Origin of the sequence: Sulfurimonas sp. (assembly GCF_018698455.1) — a bacterium.
In the GTDB taxonomy this organism is placed as follows: Bacteria; Campylobacterota; Campylobacteria; order Campylobacterales; family Sulfurimonadaceae; genus Sulfurimonas.
On the sequence record NZ_JABIOQ010000040.1, the window covers coordinates 1 to 17958 of the forward strand.

Sequence of the window (17958 nt, forward strand, 5' to 3'; positions counted from 1 at the left end):
AGCAGTAGTTGTGCTTTTACCATGTGCACCAGCAACAGAGTAAACTTTTCTATCGTCAAGGATTTTCAGAAGTGCTTCACGACGAGCTAAAACTTCTATTCCTTTTTCTTTTGCGGCTACTACCTCTGCATTATCAGGGCGAATAATAGCAGAGTGAACTACTAAGTCTTGGTCTGTAATAGCATTGGCCGAGTGAGGAACAGTAATATTGATTCCCATTTTTACTAGTTTTTGTGTGATAGGTGTATCTTTTATGTCTGAACCACTTACAGTATGACCTTTAAAGTGCATGTACTGAGCTAAACCTGAGATACCTATACCACCAATACCAATAAAATGAATTTTCATATACTACTCCGTCTCTATCTTGGCATTATCTAGCAAAAGTTGTGCCTCTTTAGTAAAGCTTGAGATATAAAAAGTACAATTACTTTGAGTAAGCTCTATATCTGCTATCTTAGATATGAAATCGTCTAAAGAAATATTTTCTAAAGTAGCTATCCAGTGGAGTTTAAGTGCTGATGAAAATTTAGCATCATTTGTAAGACCACTTAGTACTTCAAAAAGGGCAGATGCATCTTTGATTGCTTCTTCACTGTAATGTTCCATAGCATACTCATAAAGTGCTCTAGTTGTCGCGAAATCCTGTACTTCTTGCATGTCCATTTTTCTATGAGACTCAAGAGCATTTGTAAGGTTTTCAAGTGCTAAGTCTAAGATGTTTGCATAATAACCATGCATGTCGTCTTCAGTAAATACTGAATGTGCTTCTTCTTCTAAAACATATAATGATGCAATATCTGCACTTTCTTGTGCTTTTAATATTTCTTTTTTTAAATCTTCTTCATTTCTAGGCATCTAAACATTCCTTAATTCTTTTAAGCGCATTTTGTGTTTTTACTTCATCTTCAACTAAGGCAATTCTTACATAACCTATACCAGGGTTTTGCCCTTGTGAATCTTCTCTTGCTAAGAATTCTCCAGGGAGTACTTTAACGTTGTACTCTTGATATAGCTTTACTGTAAACTCTAGAGCATTCTGGACTTTGAGCCAGATGTAAAATGTAGCCTTTGGCACATTCACACCAAGAATCTCTTTAGCAAGTGCAAAGTTCTTTTTATAAATCTCTCTAGATTTTTCTACATGAACTTCATCACTCCAAGCAGCTGCAGCAGCACTTTGAAGAGGAAGAGGTGAAGCACAACCAACATAAGTTCTATATTTCATGTACTCTGCTAATATTTTGGCATCTCCAGCAATAAAACCAGAACGTAAACCTGGAGCAGAAGAACGTTTAGAAATAGAGTTTATAACTAAGATATTTTGAAAATCAATATTACCGACATGTACCGATGCTTCAAGAAGTGAAGGTGTCGAAGTATCTGTATAAATCTCACTATAGCACTCATCATTTAAAAGAACAAAGTTATGCTTAAGAGCTAAGTAAATCCATTCTCCTAACTCTTCTATTGTAAGTGTAGAAGTAGTAGGATTATTTGGGTAGTTAAGAATGACAAGATCACACTCTGCTAGTTCTTCTTCATTGATAGTTGCTTTAAAATTGTTCTCTTCGTTGAGATTAAGATGTATAGTTTTTGAGCGAGTAGCAATTGCGGCTCCCTCATAAATTTGGTAGAAAGGATTTGTAAATGCCATGACTGGATTTATTTTGTCAAAAAGTAAAAACTGAGGAAAATTAAAAAGTACTTCACGAGTTCCAAATGTTGGAATTATTTGAGAATTATCTAGTAAAACATTAAATCTTTTAGAAAAAAAGTTTATCATCGCTTCTCTAAGGTTTTTTTCTCCACCCGTTTTTGGGTACTTTCGTAAAAGTTGAGAGTTCTGTGAGAGTGCATTTTGTATGAAAGTAGGTGTGTCAAACTGAGGTTCCCCAATGGTTAAGACAGATGGTTCATAGTTAGAATTTGGTGTGATATTTTGGAGTAAATCATTTAGTTTTTCAAATGGATAGGGTTCAAAGTTCATAAGTTTTGCCGTTTTTTAATATTAGTGCAATTATATCTAAAAAAATCATCAAAATATTAGCATTATTTCAATATTAACTGATACAATTATAATAACAATAAATTAAAGTGAGAATATTTTGAAAATAACAGTAAATGGTGAAGAAAGAGAATTTAACGAAGGGATAACATTAAGTGAAGTCTTAAAAGAGTTGTCTTTAGAAGGAAAAGTAATGGCTGCAGCCATTAACATGGATATAGTTAAACAAGACAGTTGGGATACACATATTCTTATTAATAATGATAAATTAGAACTCTTGGACTTTGTTGGCGGCGGCTGATTTTTCAAGCTCTATAGTTACTCCACCAATAGCATAATCTCCATCATGTGTGATAGAAAGGGTAACATCTAAGATAGAAAAGTTTTCGATTAGTTTTTTACTCAGAGCTATTTTTGGTGCACCTTTTGAGGTTTTGTAGATTCTTATATCGTGAAATGAACACTCTTTACCAATACCCGTACCTAAGGCCTTAGAAAAAGCTTCTTTAACAGCCCAAAAACCAGCTGCAGTTTTATCACTCTTGACAAGTAGAATTTCATCATTACACAGAAATCTCTTAAGACCTTTATCACCAAATCTCTCTATAAGTCGAGACATACGAGAGATTTTAATGATGTCTAAACCAAGCATTTATCTATGTCTTTTTTTAAATTACTGAATAACAAATTCTGAGTATTTTGGTAACATAAATTCATTGTTTTTCCCTGTATAACATTGTTTTGAGTATTTTTTATCTTCTTCAAAAAAGCACCAAGTCCGCTAAAAGTCCACCTATTTTTTACTTGCAAGTGGATAGAAAATCCTTAGTTAAAATTTTTTCTTCTCTTCGAATGTTTCGTAATTCTTTTTCAGCTTTTTTACTTCGTTTAAATAACTTCATTTTTTGCTTAACATATTCATCTGAACCATCAATCATTTTTGACTTTTCAATTATCTCATTTTGTAGTTCATCTATTCTAATAATTGCTTCTTGCATAAACTCCTTGTTTAATATCAAAGTTTTTTTACTTTAAATCTTCAAGTATTTTTTCAATAGTTTTTATGAGTGTATCAAGTTTTGTATCACACACAAAATAAATTTCTTCTGCATCAAGGTCAAAGTAGTGATGAGAGATTATATCTCTAATTCCTTTTGCACCTTTCCAATCTACTTGCGGATATTTTTCTAATAAAGTTTTATTTGTAATTTTATCAATGTTCTTTAAACTTTCTCCAATAGCTATTAATTGCATACAAATTCCATCCAACTTTTCCAAACCCTCTGGTGTATCCATAAAGTAGTCAATACTATCAACAATTTTAAATCTTTGCTCTACTGTTTTTGAAGCATGTAAAATTTGTATTAGTATCTCAATAATTAGAGATTTATCATACATATATTGACTCGTTATCTATTCTATTTTTTAAATAAGGATTCATCCTATCTCTAATTCTGACAATATCAATAGAGTTGGATAAAAGGATTTGAAGCTCTTCTTTAATATGTACTAGAGCAAACATATCAGGAGTTTTTGTTTTAATACAAATATCTACATCACTATCAGAAGAAGCTTGATTTCTAGCAAGCGAACCAAATAAACCAAGTTCTAAAATTTCATACTTTTTTATATTATTATTTTTATAGTTTTTAAGTATATTTAGTGTTTCATCACGACTAATCACAGCTTCTCCTTCTTTGCAGATAGCATTATTATATCATATTTATTACTCGTCTACGAAAGCTTACAAAATGCAATGAAGTAAGTCGTGGATGAGTCAGCAAATGGAGTGCGGAAGGTTTGTTTTTGTAAAAATTAAATTCCTAGAAATATAATCTCTCGTATATTTTTATAGAATAATACTTTTACATGCTACTTGTATATGCATTCCTAAGCATAACTTGGGAACGAGAGAAAAAGTGCATATTCAATCACATGTGTGTATCTTAATAAGGTATTGGACTTGTCCTAATCGAACCAACATGAGTTGTTACTCTACCATCAGCACTTGTTACAGTATGTCTAATTAGTGCATATCTATCTGGATCTGTTGTATATCCGTCAGCTACAGCAACCCAATATATCCCTGCATAAGTAGGAACACCTGAAGAAGTACAGTTAGATACAGGTTGTTGCGAAAATGTAAGTGTTGCCCCACCACTTATAACTTCCCAGCTACTTTTAAAATGTTTTGAATCTGCACCATAAAGTAGCATAAAATTTTCTTTCCAACAACCAAGACTACTACTACCGTATACAGCAGTACTATAAAACCAGGCACTAGGCATTGGTAATGGTATTAGTTCACAGGCATAATTAGTTGTATTAAAAATATAATCATCATCACATGATATAGGAGCTATATACTCATGAGGTAGTGTTGCATCTGTGTGGGATAATTTTACTATTTGTGTAACTGTATCTTGTCCTACCCAAGTAGTTTCAACTTTAAAACCACTACACCTAGCTTTAACCCATTCATTATTAACTTGATAAAGTTTTTTAGATGGAGAAAATGGATAGACTTCTATACCACTCATGAGGTAATGCTAGAATCAAATCTGTGTTTGACTGTAATTTTAGCTTTATTTAATTCTTGGTCTGTTATCCATTGAGAAGGGGTAAATATACCATTATGGAACTCTATTGCAGAAGTTAAATATTTATAAATATCCGTTTGTGTTATTGATGTTTGCATATAGTAATCAAATTTGTGAAAATCATCAGAACTGCTTTCTTGAGAATACCATTCAGGGGCATTACACATTGGTGTATCACCATCTGGGATAATTACTGGAGCACATGGTATTGTTGAACTTGAATCAACTATCGCATTTAGACCAGGCAGCCATTCGTAGTAACGCTTAGGATTTCGGACTATTTCTCCTGCACCATTTTTTACAGAAATTGGGTCATTATCATATGTCAGGTAAGAGCTATGTGGTATCTTTATATCCGATGGTGAAGCTAAACCCACTGTTATAAAATAGTCTCTCATCCAAGGAGTTATCCCACCAATAGAGTTATATGCCTTATTTGTAAAAAAATTACCTTCTGCATGAGCCAAGACAAGTACACCGTGTCCCAGTTTAATACTTTTTTCATATGCTTCAACTTGTCTTTTTATATCACCAGATTCATACTTTCTAGCAACATCTTCAGAAATCTGCACAGATGCATTCGCTCCTTTACCTACATAAGGAACTTTTCCCAATAATTTTTTAAATGCTAACCACCCAAATTTCGCACTTGGATTTTCATCGGTATATTGTAGCCATTTTTCAAAATCGTCTGCTATTAAACTAGGTGTTGTTGAGTGAGACCACTCTGAGCATTTAAGACAACGAACATACTGGATAAGAGCAGTAACTTAATAAAAAAATTAGACATAAAAAACCTTTTTTGAAATATTGATAACAGTGTATCAACTTCGCTGAATTTCTGTAATCAACTAAACTTTAACATAATAATGTCACATTTTTTTATTTTCTTCAAATATTACTTGCAATTTAATGTTTTGTTAATACTCTCTTTTTAGACTTAATAGTAAATATGGGTGCTTACTTTTCTACTTTTTCTTATAACTTACTAGATAATAATCAACTAAATTCAGCTTTAAACTTTTACTCAAGCCACGATGTATACTAATCATATTTTTCATATGAGAGAAGACTCCACCTTTTTTTATACCCTTGCGGTACAAGTGCGTTTGTTGTATTTTGAATGTGCAGATTTTTATAATTTTTGTAAGTAAATAGATAAGGTAAATTAGTTCTTAAACTTCTGTATGCAGCTCTGATTCTTGGATGAGTATAATGAAGTTCTCCGGTAGTTGAAGAGATACTTTTTTCATCTAAAAAATCTTTATAAATATCATACCATTCATCAATCTTTTTAGTTAAATTATTTTCAGTAGTGTGAGTTAACCTAGAAACTATTCTCTTAAGATCTTTACTAGCTTCTAGTTTTGGTCGCATGGTAATATATCTCTGTATAATTTTCTTTTGATGGAAGTGGCACATTTGTATTGGAATATCTTTAAAGGCTTTGTATAAGCCTCTTTTGCCATCTAAAGTCACACTCTCAATGATATAACCTCGCTCAATGAGTTCTTCTTTCAGATATCTGTAGTCTTTAACTATTTCACTTTCAATATGCTTCCATATAAGTATTTCTTTAGTCTCGACATCCTTGAAAACTAAAGTGCCAAGCTTGTACCCTCAAGGGGCATCTCATCTTTTCTCTTGCCATAAAAAGTTGCATCACAAACAAGATTTACTGCTCTAGGATTATGTACTTTAATATCAACAATATATTCATCTCTTTGTTTCACAATCCAGCTTATTGATCTAGAATATTTTACTGAAAGTTGTTTGAGTGTTTGTCGTTGTAAGAAGTACTCTTTAAATATAATTTCTTGTAGGTGTGCCGGTCTTCTTTTTGAGCTAAATGAGGTCTTACAATCTTTACAAAAATATCTTTTTATTCCTCTTCTTGAACCTTTTGAAATAACATTTTTAGATTGACAATTTATGCATATTTTAGAGCTTTTTTACAGCCATTTATAAATAAACCTTTGTTTACTCTTAATATACCATAGTTTGAGGTATATCTTAAGCACCCATATTTACTATTAAGTCGCTTTTTTTTGCTTTAATTTGAAGATAGTGTATCATAGGAAAACCCCTATGTAAAGGGGCTTGGAGGGGTTTGATGAAATTTGCTTAAATTAGCCTACTGAATAACAAATTCTGTAAAGTAAATAGCTCTAATATCACCATCTTTGATCATAGCATTGAGTGTGTCAATAATTTCGTTTGAAACTTTTGATTTACCTTTTTTTGAAGAGATCTCTTCCAGAGTTTTAGAAGTAAGAATTCTTATAATTCTATCGCGAAGAACAGGTGCTTTTGCATCTAGTTCTAAACTAAGTTCTTCTCCATCAAGTTCTAATGACATACCTACTTTTAGGAATCTTCTCCCAGAGTCACTTTTTAAGTTTACAGTAAAAGTATCCATAGGATAAAGTATACCTATATCGTCAAGTTGTCTAGTCCTATCGTAATTACTACTAGAAAGTCTTTTTTTAGGTTGACTTTTCTCTTGTTCTTGTTGCATATTTTGCATTGGTTCTGCATCATCACTTAAAAAAAACACGGCAAAAAGTACTCCAACTATAATAATGAATACTAATACAACAATAATAATTATCATTAACATATTTTTCGGTTTTTTCTCTTTTTCTCCTTCTTCTTTTGCTTCTGTTTCAGCCATTCTTCTTCCTTGAAATTATTATTTTATTACATATCGAATAAATAAGTTAATTACTTTAATTCTTAATTGAACTTATTATACAACTATAATGAGAAAAATAAACTTTATATTTAGAAATTTAATACCACTCTAATAGTTTTGTAACTTCATCAACTGTAAATGTCTTAATTGTTGATTTGGTAAGAGGTTTCTTCGCGACGAGTGCCTTTGTAATATTTTGAAGTTTTGCCTCTTTTAGTCTAGCATCAAGAGCATAAACTTCTCTTACGTCACCCACAAGAGAAACTTCGCCTATAAATACAGTTTCCTTAGATATGGCACGGTCACGAAAACTACTAATTATAGCGGCTAAAATTGCTAAATCTGCAGCTGTTTCAGTAATTTTTATGCCCCCAGTAATATTTATAAATACATCATATCCGGAAAGTGGAATCTCTAGTTTTCTCTCAAGCAGAGCAAGAAGCATATTAAGTCTATTGTTATCAAAACCAGTTGCTTGGCGTTTAGAGTTATTTGTGTGTGATTCTGAGACAAGTGCTTGAACCTCTAAGATAATAGGGCGAGAGCCTTCCATAACTACAGTTAGCGCAGAACCACTTTGTTCAGAGTTCCTATTGAAAAAACGTGAGGCTATATCTGTTGCAGGAACTAAACCTTCAGTTCTCATCTCAAACACTCCTATTTCACTAGTGGCACCAAAACGATTTTTAAAACCTCTGAGTATTCGTAACTCTTGTGAAGAATCACCCTCAAAATATAAAACAGTATCTACCATATGTTCTAGTACTCTTGGACCAGCGATAGAACCCTCTTTCGTAATATGACCAATAATGAAAATTGCTATATTTTTTTCTTTGGCAATTCTCATAAGTTCAAAAGTTGTTTGGCGCACTTGTGTTACTGAGCCTGGAGCAGATGCAATGTTTTCGGAGTATATAGTTTGAATAGAGTCAATTATTAGAAAGTCATAATGTCTATGTTCAAGTTCTATTAAAATTTGTTCAAGTCTGATTTCACTTAAAAGGTATAAAGACTCTTCGTTAGATTTGAGTCTATTGGCTCGTAGTTTTATCTGTCCGGCAGACTCTTCACCAGTTACATAGAGTACATCTTTTTTTGTTGATGCTATGTTTGAGCCAACCTTTAAAAGTAGTGTTGACTTTCCAACACCAGGGCTTCCACCAATTAGTGTAAGCGAACCTGGTACTATTCCACCACCAAGAACACTATCTAGTTCAGCATCAAGTGAAGAGAAACGAAATACTGTCTCATTTTCAACACTAGTAATACTCACAGCTTTTGAAGCGGTTGAAGTTGTGGATTTTGTTTTTTTTACAACATCTTGCTGGTGTTCATCAAGTTCTATAAAACTATCCCAAGCCCCACAATTAGTACACTTCCCCATCCACTTAGGAGTTGTTAGTCCACAGTGTTGACACTCAAATAGTATTTTTTTCTTTGCCATAGTTACATCTTTATATTTATTTTTACTCAATTGAGGGATTATAGAATAAAATCAGAAAAAGATTTAAATTTATGTCAATATGACATAAATTTAAAACAAAAGAGAGGTCTTAGAAGTAGGTTTTACTCTTCTTCCACATATATGGCATCGAGTAAACCATCAACAAATTCATGTTTGTTAAAAGGTGTTAGGTCTTCAGGTTGCTCACCAACTCCTACAAAAATTATAGGAAGTTCAAGTGCAAATGCGATACTAAAGACACTTCCACCCTTAGCTGTACCATCAAGTTTTGTGATGATGATACCGTCTATTCCAATCATCTCATTAAATGCCTTCGCCTGTGCTATTGCTGAGTTTCCTTGTGTGCCATCAATTACTAAAACGGTTCTGTGTGGTGCTCCAGCATGTGCCTTGTCGCAGATTCTATTTATCTTTATAAGTTCATTGGCAAGATTTGTTTGAGTATGAAGGCGTCCTGCGGTGTCAATAATGACATGATCAATTTTTTTACTTTTTGCAGAGTCTATTGTATCGAACGCGACAGCTGAACTATCATGACCTTGTTTGGAAGATATTATGGGAACATCGAGTTTTTTAGCCCAGAGAGTGAGTTGCTCAATGGCTGCCGCACGAAACGTATCTCCTGCCCCAAGCATGACACTTTTTCCCATACTTTTATATTTGTTTGCGAGTTTTGAAATAGTTGTCGTTTTCCCAGCACCATTAACTCCAATAATAAGTTCAACAAAAGGTGGATTAAACTCTGGTTCTTTATACGAAGTAAATGCAAGTGTAGCGAGTAGTTTAGAACGAAGTATTTCACGTGTAATTTTATCTTGGTATGTCTCGCTGAGTATTTTTTCAACAAGTTCATATGCAACATCAGCTTCTAGTAAAATGTCTTCTATTTCAGCATGAGTAAAACTCATTTTTCTTTTTGGAACTATTGTTTTAAGGGCACCAACTGTTTTACTGAGGGAATTTTTTATAAAACCGAACATTTAGTGACCTAAGGCCTTTTTTATATCGCTTTCTATAAACTCTTCTTCAGTCGCACCTTGATAGTAGTTTACAAGTTTTCCATTTTTATACATAGCCATAAGTGGAATACCAAAGTTTCGTCCAATTTTTAATTCTGTAGCGACAGCATTAATAATACGTGAATTTTCTGGAGAGTTAACAAGTGCATATTTTGCATTATAGTCTTTAGCAAATTGAACAAGTTTTGCATCAGCAATATCATCTTCAACACTGATTCCTAAGATTAGTAAGTCATCTTTATACTTTTTTTGTAGTGATGTAAGATGAGAAGCTTCTGCTTTACAAGGTGGACACCATGTAGCAAATATATTTAAAATAATAACTTTATCTTTTGCTTGTTTAACATCAAAACCACTTGCTGTTTTAGTAACTATATATTCTTGCTTATCAAGAGATGTAAGAATGTATTCATTTGTAGATAGTAAAGAGTTTGCATCTTCTGAGTCAGAACATGCACTCAATAGTAGTGTTAGAGTGAGAAGAGATGATATTAATTTTGCACTAAACATAGTTTTAATTCCTTTTAGTATTATTTTTTGCATATTTTGTGTAATATATGTGAAATTATAGCGATTAAAGATTAAATATGACTCTTAATAAAAGTACATTTAGACAAACTTGTTTACAGAAGATGAGAAGTTCACCCAAACATAATAGGCTCTATAAAGAAAAATTACTGAATAAAAAACTTCTTGAACTTTTAGAAAAAAGTAAAGGGAAGAAAATACTTTTTTATTATCCCTTAAAAATTGAAGGTGATATCAGAAAAACTTTAATAGTTATGAGAAGAAAGAGAGAAGTTTATATACCATTTATGCAAGGCGAAAGTTTTAAGATGGTACCATTTAGACTACCGCTAAAAAAGAAAAAATTTGGTATTTTTGAAGCGGGAAATACAGTAAGAAAAATAAGTAAAATAGATACAGTAATAGTCCCTGCAGTCGGGGTTGATGGTAATTTACAAAGAGTTGGTTTTGGAAAAGGAATGTATGATCGTTTCTTTGAGAAGTTACAAAAGAAACCATATACAATTTTTACACAACTAGAATTATGTTATACAAAAGAGTTCATTTGTGACAGTTATGATGTTAAATGTGATGTACTCTTAACACCTACAAAAGTGATTAAAAAAATATAGGATATTAAAATGTTAAACGCAATACTACTTGGTGGCTCTATAGCTACGGTTAGTGGTGTAATCGGGTTTCTCATTTCTAAAAAAATAACTAGTGCAAACTTTGAAATATATACGCAACAAGCCAAAGCGAAAGCAAAAGCTATTGACAATGAAGCACAAACACTTTTAAAACATGCTCACCTAAAGTCAAGCGAGATTGAACTAGAGGCAAAAAAAGAATTTGATAGTGCTAAACAAAGAGCTAAAGAAGATATGCATCAAAGAGAAGATGAACTTATCCGTAAAGAGCAGGCTTTTAGTCGATTTAAACAAACTCAAAGTAATAAGATAGAATCTGAATATTCTATAGTTAAAGCAAAAAAAGTTAATTTACAAAGAAATGAGAAGTCTTTGACTTCACTACAAGAAAAATATGAAAAAAAGATAGATGAAGCAATTCATACTATAGAACATAGTGCCGGGCTAACACAGGCTGAGGCTAAAACTATTCTCTTTGAGAAAGTGGAAGAAAAATCTCGTGGAGATATAGCGCATATAGTAAGAAAGTATGAGAACCAAGCAAAAGAAGAGGGTGAGAAAAAAGCAAACTATATCCTTGCTCAGGCGACAAGCCGTTTTGCTGGAGAGTTTGCAAATGAACGTTTAACAAATAATGTTCATTTAGATAATGATGAATTAAAAGGTCGAATTATTGGTAAAGAAGGACGAAATATACGTTCTTTAGAAACACTTATGGGTGTGGATATTATTATTGATGACACACCAAATACTATACTTGTTAGTAGTTTTAATCTTTATAGACGAGCTATTGCTACAAAAACTTTACAACTTTTGATTGCAGATGGGCGTATCCAACCTGCACGTATTGAAGAGATCTTTAATAAAGTAAGTAGTGAATTTGAAGCAAATATCCTTCATGAAGGTGAAGAATTAGTAGCTGAGATGAATGTTGGGGTAATGCATCCAGAACTTTTAAAGCTCATTGGTAGACTACGTTATCGTGCTAGTTATGGACAAAATGCTCTTGCGCATACTCTTGAAGTAGCATACTTAGCAGGTATCATGGCATCAGAAATGGGCGGAGACCCAGTTCTTGCAAAACGAGCAGGTTTACTCCATGATATAGGAAAATCACTTACTCATGATCATGATGGAAGTCATGTTGATTTAGGGGCAGAAGTTTGTAGACGTTATAACGAAGGTGAAGTCGTTATAAATGCTATTTATGCACACCATGGGCAAGAAGAGATTAATACTATAGAATGTGGTGCAGTCTGTGCTGCAGATGCACTCTCAGCAGCACGACCAGGTGCAAGACGTGAAGTACTTGAGAGTTTCTTAAAACGTGTGACCGAAATAGAAGAGATTGCTTCTTCTCATGCCGGAGTTAAACAGTCTTATGCAATCAATGCAGGACGCGAAGTACGGGTAATAGTAAATGCGACATTAATCAATGATGACGAGTCTATTCTAATGGCTAAAGAAATAGCCAAAGCGATAGAAGATAAAGTTCAATACCCGGGTGAAATTAAAGTCAATGTCATCCGTGAAAGTCGAGCTGTTGAGTATGCAAAATAGAGATTTTAGAATCTTTTAATGCAAAACTCACTATAATCTCGTAATTAATTTCCCACAGGAGCTTTTCTATGCCAGAATTGTTTACTTTTTTCGGTCTTATCACACATGACAAGACATTTATCTACATCACACACATGCTTCTTTCAGCAGGTATTGCACTACTTTTAGTAAGAGTAGCAATGAGTAACTTACAGTTAGTTCCAAAAGGTACTCAAAACATTATGGAAGCATACATTTCTGGTGTTTTACAAATGGGAACAGATGTAATGGGAAAAGAAGCGGCTAGTCGTTACCTTCCACTAGTTGCAACTATTGGTCTTTTTGTCGGTATCGCTAACTTAATTGGTGTTGTTCCAGGTTTTGAAGCTCCAACTGCATTTTTAGAAATGCCTTTAACTCTGGCTCTTGTTGTTTTTGTTTATTATAACTTCGAAGGTATCCGTAGACAAGGTGTTGTAAAATACTTTAAGCACTTCTTAGGTCCAGTATGGTGGTTATACTGGTTAATGTTTCCAATTGAAATCGTTTCTCACTTCTCACGTTTAGTGTCTTTATCTTTCCGTCTTTTTGGAAATGTAAAAGGTGATGATATGTTCTTGATGGTTATCCTTATGCTGGCTCCATGGATTTTACCAATGGTTCCATTTGCACTATTGACTTTTATGGCACTTTTACAAGCTTTCATATTCATGATGCTTACTTACGTTTACCTTGGTGGTGCTGTTACTATAGAAGACCACTAGGTTTTCTGCTATGATGCAAAAAGATAATTATGATAAAATCATAAGCTTTTTGCAAGGAGCATCTTGGGCTATTGTCCTTTTAGGTGCTCTTATGACTTTCAAATTTTTCATTCTTTTTGGTACATACCTCGCTATCTTTCTAACACTTCTGTATATTGTATTTTCACTCTTTTTCATTTTGGCTTTAGATGCATTTTCTGTAAATAAAAAACGGCTAGAAGAGTCTAAAAAACAGACAGAACTTTTAGAAAAAATCTACTCTAAAGAGACTAACTTTTGAGATGGTTTATAATATTGGTGCTGTGTGTACCGTTCGTCGTGAGCGATATAATTTTACCCGCCCTTGGGTAAATTATTCGCTCCTCGTTCTTGTTATAAGACGTACTGCTTCAGTGACTACTTCTGCACATCTTATAGAGTTTGCCTGTAAAATAAAGTGTTCACCTTTTACCGTGAAAATATCTATCTCATCACAAACCTTTTGCCAATCTTGTAAAGATTTACTTGGAACAAGTTTATCATTTGAAGCTTGAATATAAGTTGTTTTCAGTTTAACCTTTTGGCTACTAGGTTTAAGTTGTGTAATTTCTTTTAGTCTGTATTGAATTACACTTGGTGATACAGTTTTTATTGCCTTATTAAATAGTTCAATAACTTTCGTTTTTACAGAAAAACCTAGAAAAAATATTCTTGATAAGATAGTAGGTATTGGCAACGCCAATACTCTACTACTAGGGATAAACTTTAATAAGAACGGTCTTGGATTTTCTAAAAAAGTTGCAACTAAAATTAAAGATTTTAGTTGTTTTGGCTTAGAAAGTGCAACTTGATAAGCTATTGGCCCTGAAAATGATTCTGCAAGTAAAACAAACTCTTCCTCTGGAAGATTTTGTTTTACATATTCAATAAGCTCATTGTATGACTGTTCTTTATTTAAGGGGTAAGTTATGACTTGTATATCTATTGAACTTGGAAGAGCTTCAATTAATGGTGCAAATAGTTTTCCTGTTCCATCAAGACCAGGAAGCAATACAAGTTTCATTTTTAAGATTTGCCTTTTAGTCTTATAACGTTCATCGTGAGCGATATAGTTTTCCCCTCGGGGAAACTATTCGCTCCGCGTACTTGTTAGGAGCGTTTAATAAGAGTAACAACTTATGGTAAAGGCGCATGCTTAACCCAATATGATGCTGTTCCACCTAGCAAAGCCCCAATGACAGCTGTTGCAATGATGCTGGAAGTATCTAATTTTAAAAATATTCCCAATATCATTCCAAAAAATAATCCTCCAAAAAATTGAAACATTATTGGATGTTTGAATGCTTTTGGTTCAAACTCAGGAGCAGCTACTAATCCTAAAAACAATCCTAGTACAAATGTAGTTCCTATTCTTGGCCAATCTCCAAAATAGAATAACAACGTAAAAAAACTAGCAAATATTGCGAATCCGAATGATGAAAAAAAAATAACTTTTAACATATTTGTATTTAGACTCCTAACTATTTATTCAATCTCATTATAGAGACTTTAGCCTTAAAAACAAACAATAATACACATAAAAAGTGTCCACTTACAGCTGCCTAAAACTGCCTGATATAGGGGATATTTTAATTATTATAAAATTATATGAAGAAATATACTACTAAATCTTAAGAAAAAAGTGTGCATTTAATACTGAAATGTCCATTATTGGAACACAAATGAGTGTTAATTATTATATATCGGGATAAAAGGACATAATGTCCCTTGAAAAATAAATAACGCCAATAAGTATAGAATGATTTTTCTCGTTCCCATTGCTCAGTGTTAGGTAAGTGTATACTAAATAACAACTTTTAAAGCTTTCTTTGGTTAAAATAGATAAATTATAATTTTTATTCTAAGGAAATCTATGTTTGAAGTCGTTATAGGTCTTGAAGTCCATGTTCAGCTCAACACAAAAACTAAACTATTTTGCTCGTGTGCTACCAGTTTTAATCATAAACAAAATACAAATACTTGTCCAACTTGTTTAGCACTTCCTGGTGCTTTACCTGTTCTTAACCAAGAAGTTTTACAAAAAGCTGTTATGCTTGGAACTGCTGTTGGTGCAACAGTAAATCGTACTTCTTACTTTGACCGTAAATCATATTTTTATCCAGATAGTCCTTCGGCATATCAAATCACACAATTTTATACTCCAGTTATTCAAAATGGTAATTTAGAAATTGATTTCCAAGACGGTTCTAAAAAAAGCATCCGTATAGGTTTCGCTCATATAGAAGCTGATGCTGGTAAAAATATTCATGATGGTGATATTTCTAAGGTAGACTTAAATCGTGCGGGAACACCACTTTTAGAGATAGTAACGCAACCTGATATGAGAAGCTCAGAAGAAGCTATACTTTACCTTAAAAAACTCCACTCTATTATTCGTTACCTAGATATAGGTGATGCTAATATGCAAGAGGGATCATTTCGCGTTGATGTAAATGTTTCTATTCGTCCAAAAGGTGATGAAAAACTTTATACTCGTGTAGAGGTTAAAAACATTAACTCATTTAAGTTTATTGAAAAAGCTATTGCCGTTGAAGTTGCTCGCCAGAGTGAAGCATGGGAAGATGGCGTTTATAATGAAGAGATAGTCCAAGAGACTCGTCTTTATGACCAAGAAAAAAATGAGACTCGTTCTATGCGTGGAAAAGAAGAAGCAGCTGATTATCGTTACTTCCCTGAGCCAGATTTACTTAAGGCTGTTATTAGTGATGAAATGTTTGAAAAATATTCTCAGATTCCTGAACTTCCAGATGCTAAACGCGATAGATTTGTAAAAGAGTTCGGACTTAATGATTATAATGCTGCTGTGATTACTTCAAGTGTTGAATTGGCACACTTTTTTGAATCTATGATGGGTAATAAAGGGGTAACAGGTAAAACTGCTACATCACTTTTAACAGTTGAACTTCTAGCTCGTCTAAAGGGTGAACTAAACATAAGTAACTCACCGGTTAATGCTGTGAAACTAGGGTTATTAGCTTTGAGAATAGATGATAAAACTATCTCAGGAAAAGCAGCTAAAGATGTACTTGATTACTTAATGGAAAATGATGTTGATGTTGACGGTGCAATTGAGACTTTAGGACTAAAACAAGTTACGGACACAGGAGCAATTGAAGCTATATGTGATGAAATAATTGCTGCAAACCCCGAAAAAGTAGAACAGTACAAGGGTGGTAAAGATAAACTCTTCGGTTTCTTTGTTGGCCAAGTAATGAAAGCTTCAAAAGGAAGTGCAGACCCTCAAGCTGTTAACGAACTTCTAAAAACTAAACTAGGCTAGTTAATGTTCAAACACCTGATATTAGATGCTGCATATTTTTTACAAACATCTAAGTCTTATCAGGCAAATAAACACTTCTTCTATAATCTACTTGAAAACGATAAGTATAGATATAAAAAATATGTAGATATATTAATGATTTTACTTATCTTTATTAGTGTTTGTGTTTTAATAAGAGAAGTGAAATTTCATGTGAATGATTATTTACTTTATTTTAGTAACTATGTTATATCTATTATATTTTTTGTTGAGTATATGTTACGTTTATGGGTTAGTAGTAGTGTGAGTAAAATAATAGTGAGTCGTTCGGAACATGACAGCTTCTTATCTCGGGATATTAATCTTTTAAGCACATTTAGAGAAATCCTTAGCATTAAGTTTAAGTATATACTCTCTGTCCGAACTATTATTGACTTTATCGCAATACTTCCATTTTTTCATGAGTTAAGACTTCTTCGTATATTGATACTTTTTCGTGTTTTTAAACTTTTTAGATATGCAAAAAGCTTTCAAACTTTAGCAGGACTACTTACAACTAAGAAGTTTGAATTTTTAACTCTTGGAATATTCGCTTCTGTTGTTATATTTGTATCTTCAGTCCTGATTTATGTCATGGAAGCAAATAATCCAGACTCCCCTATAGATACACTTTTTGAAGCTCTTTATTGGTCTATTGTGACTATATCTACGGTTGGTTATGGTGACATTACTCCAACGACTACAGAGGGTCGGCTTGTCTCTATGTTAGTTATAATTACGGGTGTCGTAGTTTTAGCTTTTACTACTTCTTTAGTTGTCTCCGCTTTCACAGAAAAACTAGATGAAATAAAAGAAGTTAAAAATATTGAAGATATTGCAAAACTTAAAGATTATTATCTTGTATGTGGATATGATAGTATCGCAAAGGAAGTGACACGAAAACTAAGTCAAAGTGTTCATAATATTATTGTTTTAGATGATGATTTAGCAAGAGTCCAAAGTGCAAGAAGAGATGGACTTATAGCAATGAGTTACTCGCCAGGTAGTGTTGAGACTTATAAAAAATTGAACATAGATATAAAAAAACAGGTTAAAGCTATCTTATGTCTTCGTGAAGATGATATTGAAAATGTTTATACTGCTTTAACAGTGCGCTCTCTTGATAAAGATATTTTTATTCTTTCACTACTTATGAAAGATTCAAATAGAAAAAAACTTGAGTTTGCTGGTATAAACAATATAGTTTATCCTCAAGAGTTAATTGGTCTTATTACAAAAGAGTTAGTAGGTCAGCCTGCTGCGTTTGAAGTCATTCATCAACTTAGAAGTGAATATACAAATGTGGATATTGACGAAATTATAGTTACGACAAGAATAATACATAACTACCCAACAGTAGGATCACTTACAAAT

At 32.9% G+C, this 17958-nt stretch carries 24 protein-coding genes; 7 read left to right on the forward strand and 17 right to left on the reverse strand.

Annotated elements, in window-relative coordinates; genetic code table 11:
- From HOG88_RS05415 to HOG88_RS05425, 3 genes are all read right to left on the reverse strand, one after another.
- Positions 1-348 (reverse strand): Mur ligase domain-containing protein (locus HOG88_RS05415; protein ID WP_295004005.1); only part of this gene is annotated, 348 nt, incomplete at its 3' end.
- Between the two features lie 3 nt (positions 349-351).
- A complete protein-coding gene (locus HOG88_RS05420) occupies positions 352-858 on the reverse strand; it encodes a hypothetical protein (RefSeq protein ID WP_295004007.1) in 507 nt (168 codons plus the stop codon).
- Positions 851-1990 (reverse strand): succinyldiaminopimelate transaminase, encoded by a 1140-nt coding sequence (locus tag HOG88_RS05425; RefSeq protein WP_295004009.1) that lies wholly within the window; start codon positions 1988-1990, stop codon positions 851-853. Before HOG88_RS05425 ends, HOG88_RS05420 begins: the two co-directional genes overlap by 8 nt.
- A gap of 118 nt (positions 1991-2108) precedes the next feature.
- Between HOG88_RS05425 and thiS the strand changes: the two genes are divergently transcribed.
- Positions 2109-2309: a sulfur carrier protein ThiS gene (gene thiS, locus HOG88_RS05430; RefSeq protein ID WP_295004011.1), complete on the forward strand. Its 201-nt coding sequence runs from the start codon at positions 2109-2111 to the stop codon at positions 2307-2309.
- On the opposite strand, the gene acpS is transcribed toward thiS, so the two are convergent.
- The 12 genes from acpS to HOG88_RS05490 form a co-directional block, all read right to left on the reverse strand.
- Positions 2277-2660, reverse strand: a complete 384-nt coding sequence (gene acpS, locus HOG88_RS05435) for a holo-ACP synthase (protein ID WP_295004013.1) — start codon at positions 2658-2660, stop codon at positions 2277-2279. The genes thiS and acpS overlap by 33 nt on opposite strands.
- A gap of 148 nt (positions 2661-2808) precedes the next feature.
- Positions 2809-3006 (reverse strand): hypothetical protein, encoded by a 198-nt coding sequence (locus tag HOG88_RS05440; RefSeq protein WP_295004015.1) that lies wholly within the window; start codon positions 3004-3006, stop codon positions 2809-2811.
- Between the two features lie 28 nt (positions 3007-3034).
- Entirely contained in the window at positions 3035-3406 is a 372-nt protein-coding gene (locus HOG88_RS05445; protein ID WP_295004017.1) for a HepT-like ribonuclease domain-containing protein, read from the reverse strand.
- Entirely contained in the window at positions 3399-3692 is a 294-nt protein-coding gene (locus HOG88_RS05450; RefSeq protein ID WP_295004019.1) for a nucleotidyltransferase domain-containing protein, read from the reverse strand. Before HOG88_RS05450 ends, HOG88_RS05445 begins: the two co-directional genes overlap by 8 nt.
- Positions 3693-3954: 262 nt before the next feature.
- Positions 3955-4548: a hypothetical protein gene (locus HOG88_RS05455; protein WP_295004020.1), complete on the reverse strand. Its 594-nt coding sequence runs from the start codon at positions 4546-4548 to the stop codon at positions 3955-3957.
- Positions 4545-5180 (reverse strand): hypothetical protein, encoded by a 636-nt coding sequence (locus tag HOG88_RS05460; protein ID WP_295004022.1) that lies wholly within the window; start codon positions 5178-5180, stop codon positions 4545-4547. Before HOG88_RS05460 ends, HOG88_RS05455 begins: the two co-directional genes overlap by 4 nt.
- A 472-nt stretch (positions 5181-5652) precedes the next feature.
- Positions 5653-5985 carry a hypothetical protein gene (locus HOG88_RS05465; protein WP_295004024.1) on the reverse strand — a complete coding sequence of 111 codons (333 nt, stop codon included), beginning with the start codon at positions 5983-5985 and terminating at the stop codon, positions 5653-5655.
- Positions 5986-6206: 221 nt separating this feature from the next.
- Positions 6207-6341, reverse strand: coding sequence for a hypothetical protein (locus HOG88_RS05470; RefSeq protein ID WP_295004025.1), 135 nt, complete (start codon positions 6339-6341; stop codon positions 6207-6209).
- Positions 6342-6742: 401 nt separating this feature from the next.
- Positions 6743-7282 (reverse strand): flagellar basal body-associated protein FliL, encoded by a 540-nt coding sequence (gene fliL, locus HOG88_RS05475; RefSeq protein ID WP_295004027.1) that lies wholly within the window; start codon positions 7280-7282, stop codon positions 6743-6745.
- A gap of 118 nt (positions 7283-7400) precedes the next feature.
- On the reverse strand, positions 7401-8747 hold the full coding sequence (gene radA / locus HOG88_RS05480; RefSeq protein ID WP_295004049.1) for a DNA repair protein RadA: 1347 nt from the start codon (positions 8745-8747) through the stop codon (positions 7401-7403).
- A 122-nt stretch (positions 8748-8869) separates the two neighbouring features.
- Positions 8870-9748, reverse strand: coding sequence for a signal recognition particle-docking protein FtsY (gene ftsY / locus HOG88_RS05485; protein WP_295004029.1), 879 nt, complete (start codon positions 9746-9748; stop codon positions 8870-8872).
- Positions 9749-10330, reverse strand: a complete 582-nt coding sequence (locus tag HOG88_RS05490) for a TlpA disulfide reductase family protein (protein WP_295004031.1) — start codon at positions 10328-10330, stop codon at positions 9749-9751.
- Between the two features lie 44 nt (positions 10331-10374).
- Here HOG88_RS05490 and HOG88_RS05495 point away from each other — a divergent pair, with 44 nt between their 5' ends.
- The 4 genes from HOG88_RS05495 (at position 10375) to HOG88_RS05510 (ending at position 13527) form a co-directional block, all read left to right on the forward strand.
- Positions 10375-10926 (forward strand): 5-formyltetrahydrofolate cyclo-ligase, encoded by a 552-nt coding sequence (locus HOG88_RS05495; RefSeq protein WP_295004033.1) that lies wholly within the window; start codon positions 10375-10377, stop codon positions 10924-10926.
- A 9-nt stretch (positions 10927-10935) separates the two neighbouring features.
- Positions 10936-12504, forward strand: a complete 1569-nt coding sequence (gene rny, locus HOG88_RS05500) for a ribonuclease Y (RefSeq protein WP_295004035.1) — start codon at positions 10936-10938, stop codon at positions 12502-12504.
- A gap of 68 nt (positions 12505-12572) precedes the next feature.
- Positions 12573-13247 carry a F0F1 ATP synthase subunit A gene (locus tag HOG88_RS05505; RefSeq protein WP_295004037.1) on the forward strand — a complete coding sequence of 225 codons (675 nt, stop codon included), beginning with the start codon at positions 12573-12575 and terminating at the stop codon, positions 13245-13247.
- Positions 13248-13257: 10 nt separating this feature from the next.
- Positions 13258-13527, forward strand: a complete 270-nt coding sequence (locus HOG88_RS05510) for a hypothetical protein (protein WP_295004039.1) — start codon at positions 13258-13260, stop codon at positions 13525-13527.
- Positions 13528-13599: 72 nt separating this feature from the next.
- Here HOG88_RS05510 and HOG88_RS05515 read toward each other — a convergent pair whose 3' ends face one another.
- Entirely contained in the window at positions 13600-14289 is a 690-nt protein-coding gene (locus HOG88_RS05515) for an alpha/beta hydrolase (protein WP_295004041.1), read from the reverse strand.
- A 113-nt stretch (positions 14290-14402) separates the two neighbouring features.
- Positions 14403-14726 (reverse strand): hypothetical protein, encoded by a 324-nt coding sequence (locus HOG88_RS05520; RefSeq protein ID WP_295004043.1) that lies wholly within the window; start codon positions 14724-14726, stop codon positions 14403-14405.
- Positions 14727-15138: 412 nt separating this feature from the next.
- Between HOG88_RS05520 and gatB the strand changes: the two genes are divergently transcribed.
- A complete protein-coding gene (gene gatB / locus HOG88_RS05525) occupies positions 15139-16566 on the forward strand; it encodes an Asp-tRNA(Asn)/Glu-tRNA(Gln) amidotransferase subunit GatB (protein WP_295004045.1) in 1428 nt (475 codons plus the stop codon).
- A 3-nt stretch (positions 16567-16569) separates the two neighbouring features.
- Positions 16570-17958: ion transporter (locus HOG88_RS05530; protein WP_295004047.1), on the forward strand; the 1389-nt coding region annotated here is incomplete at its 3' end.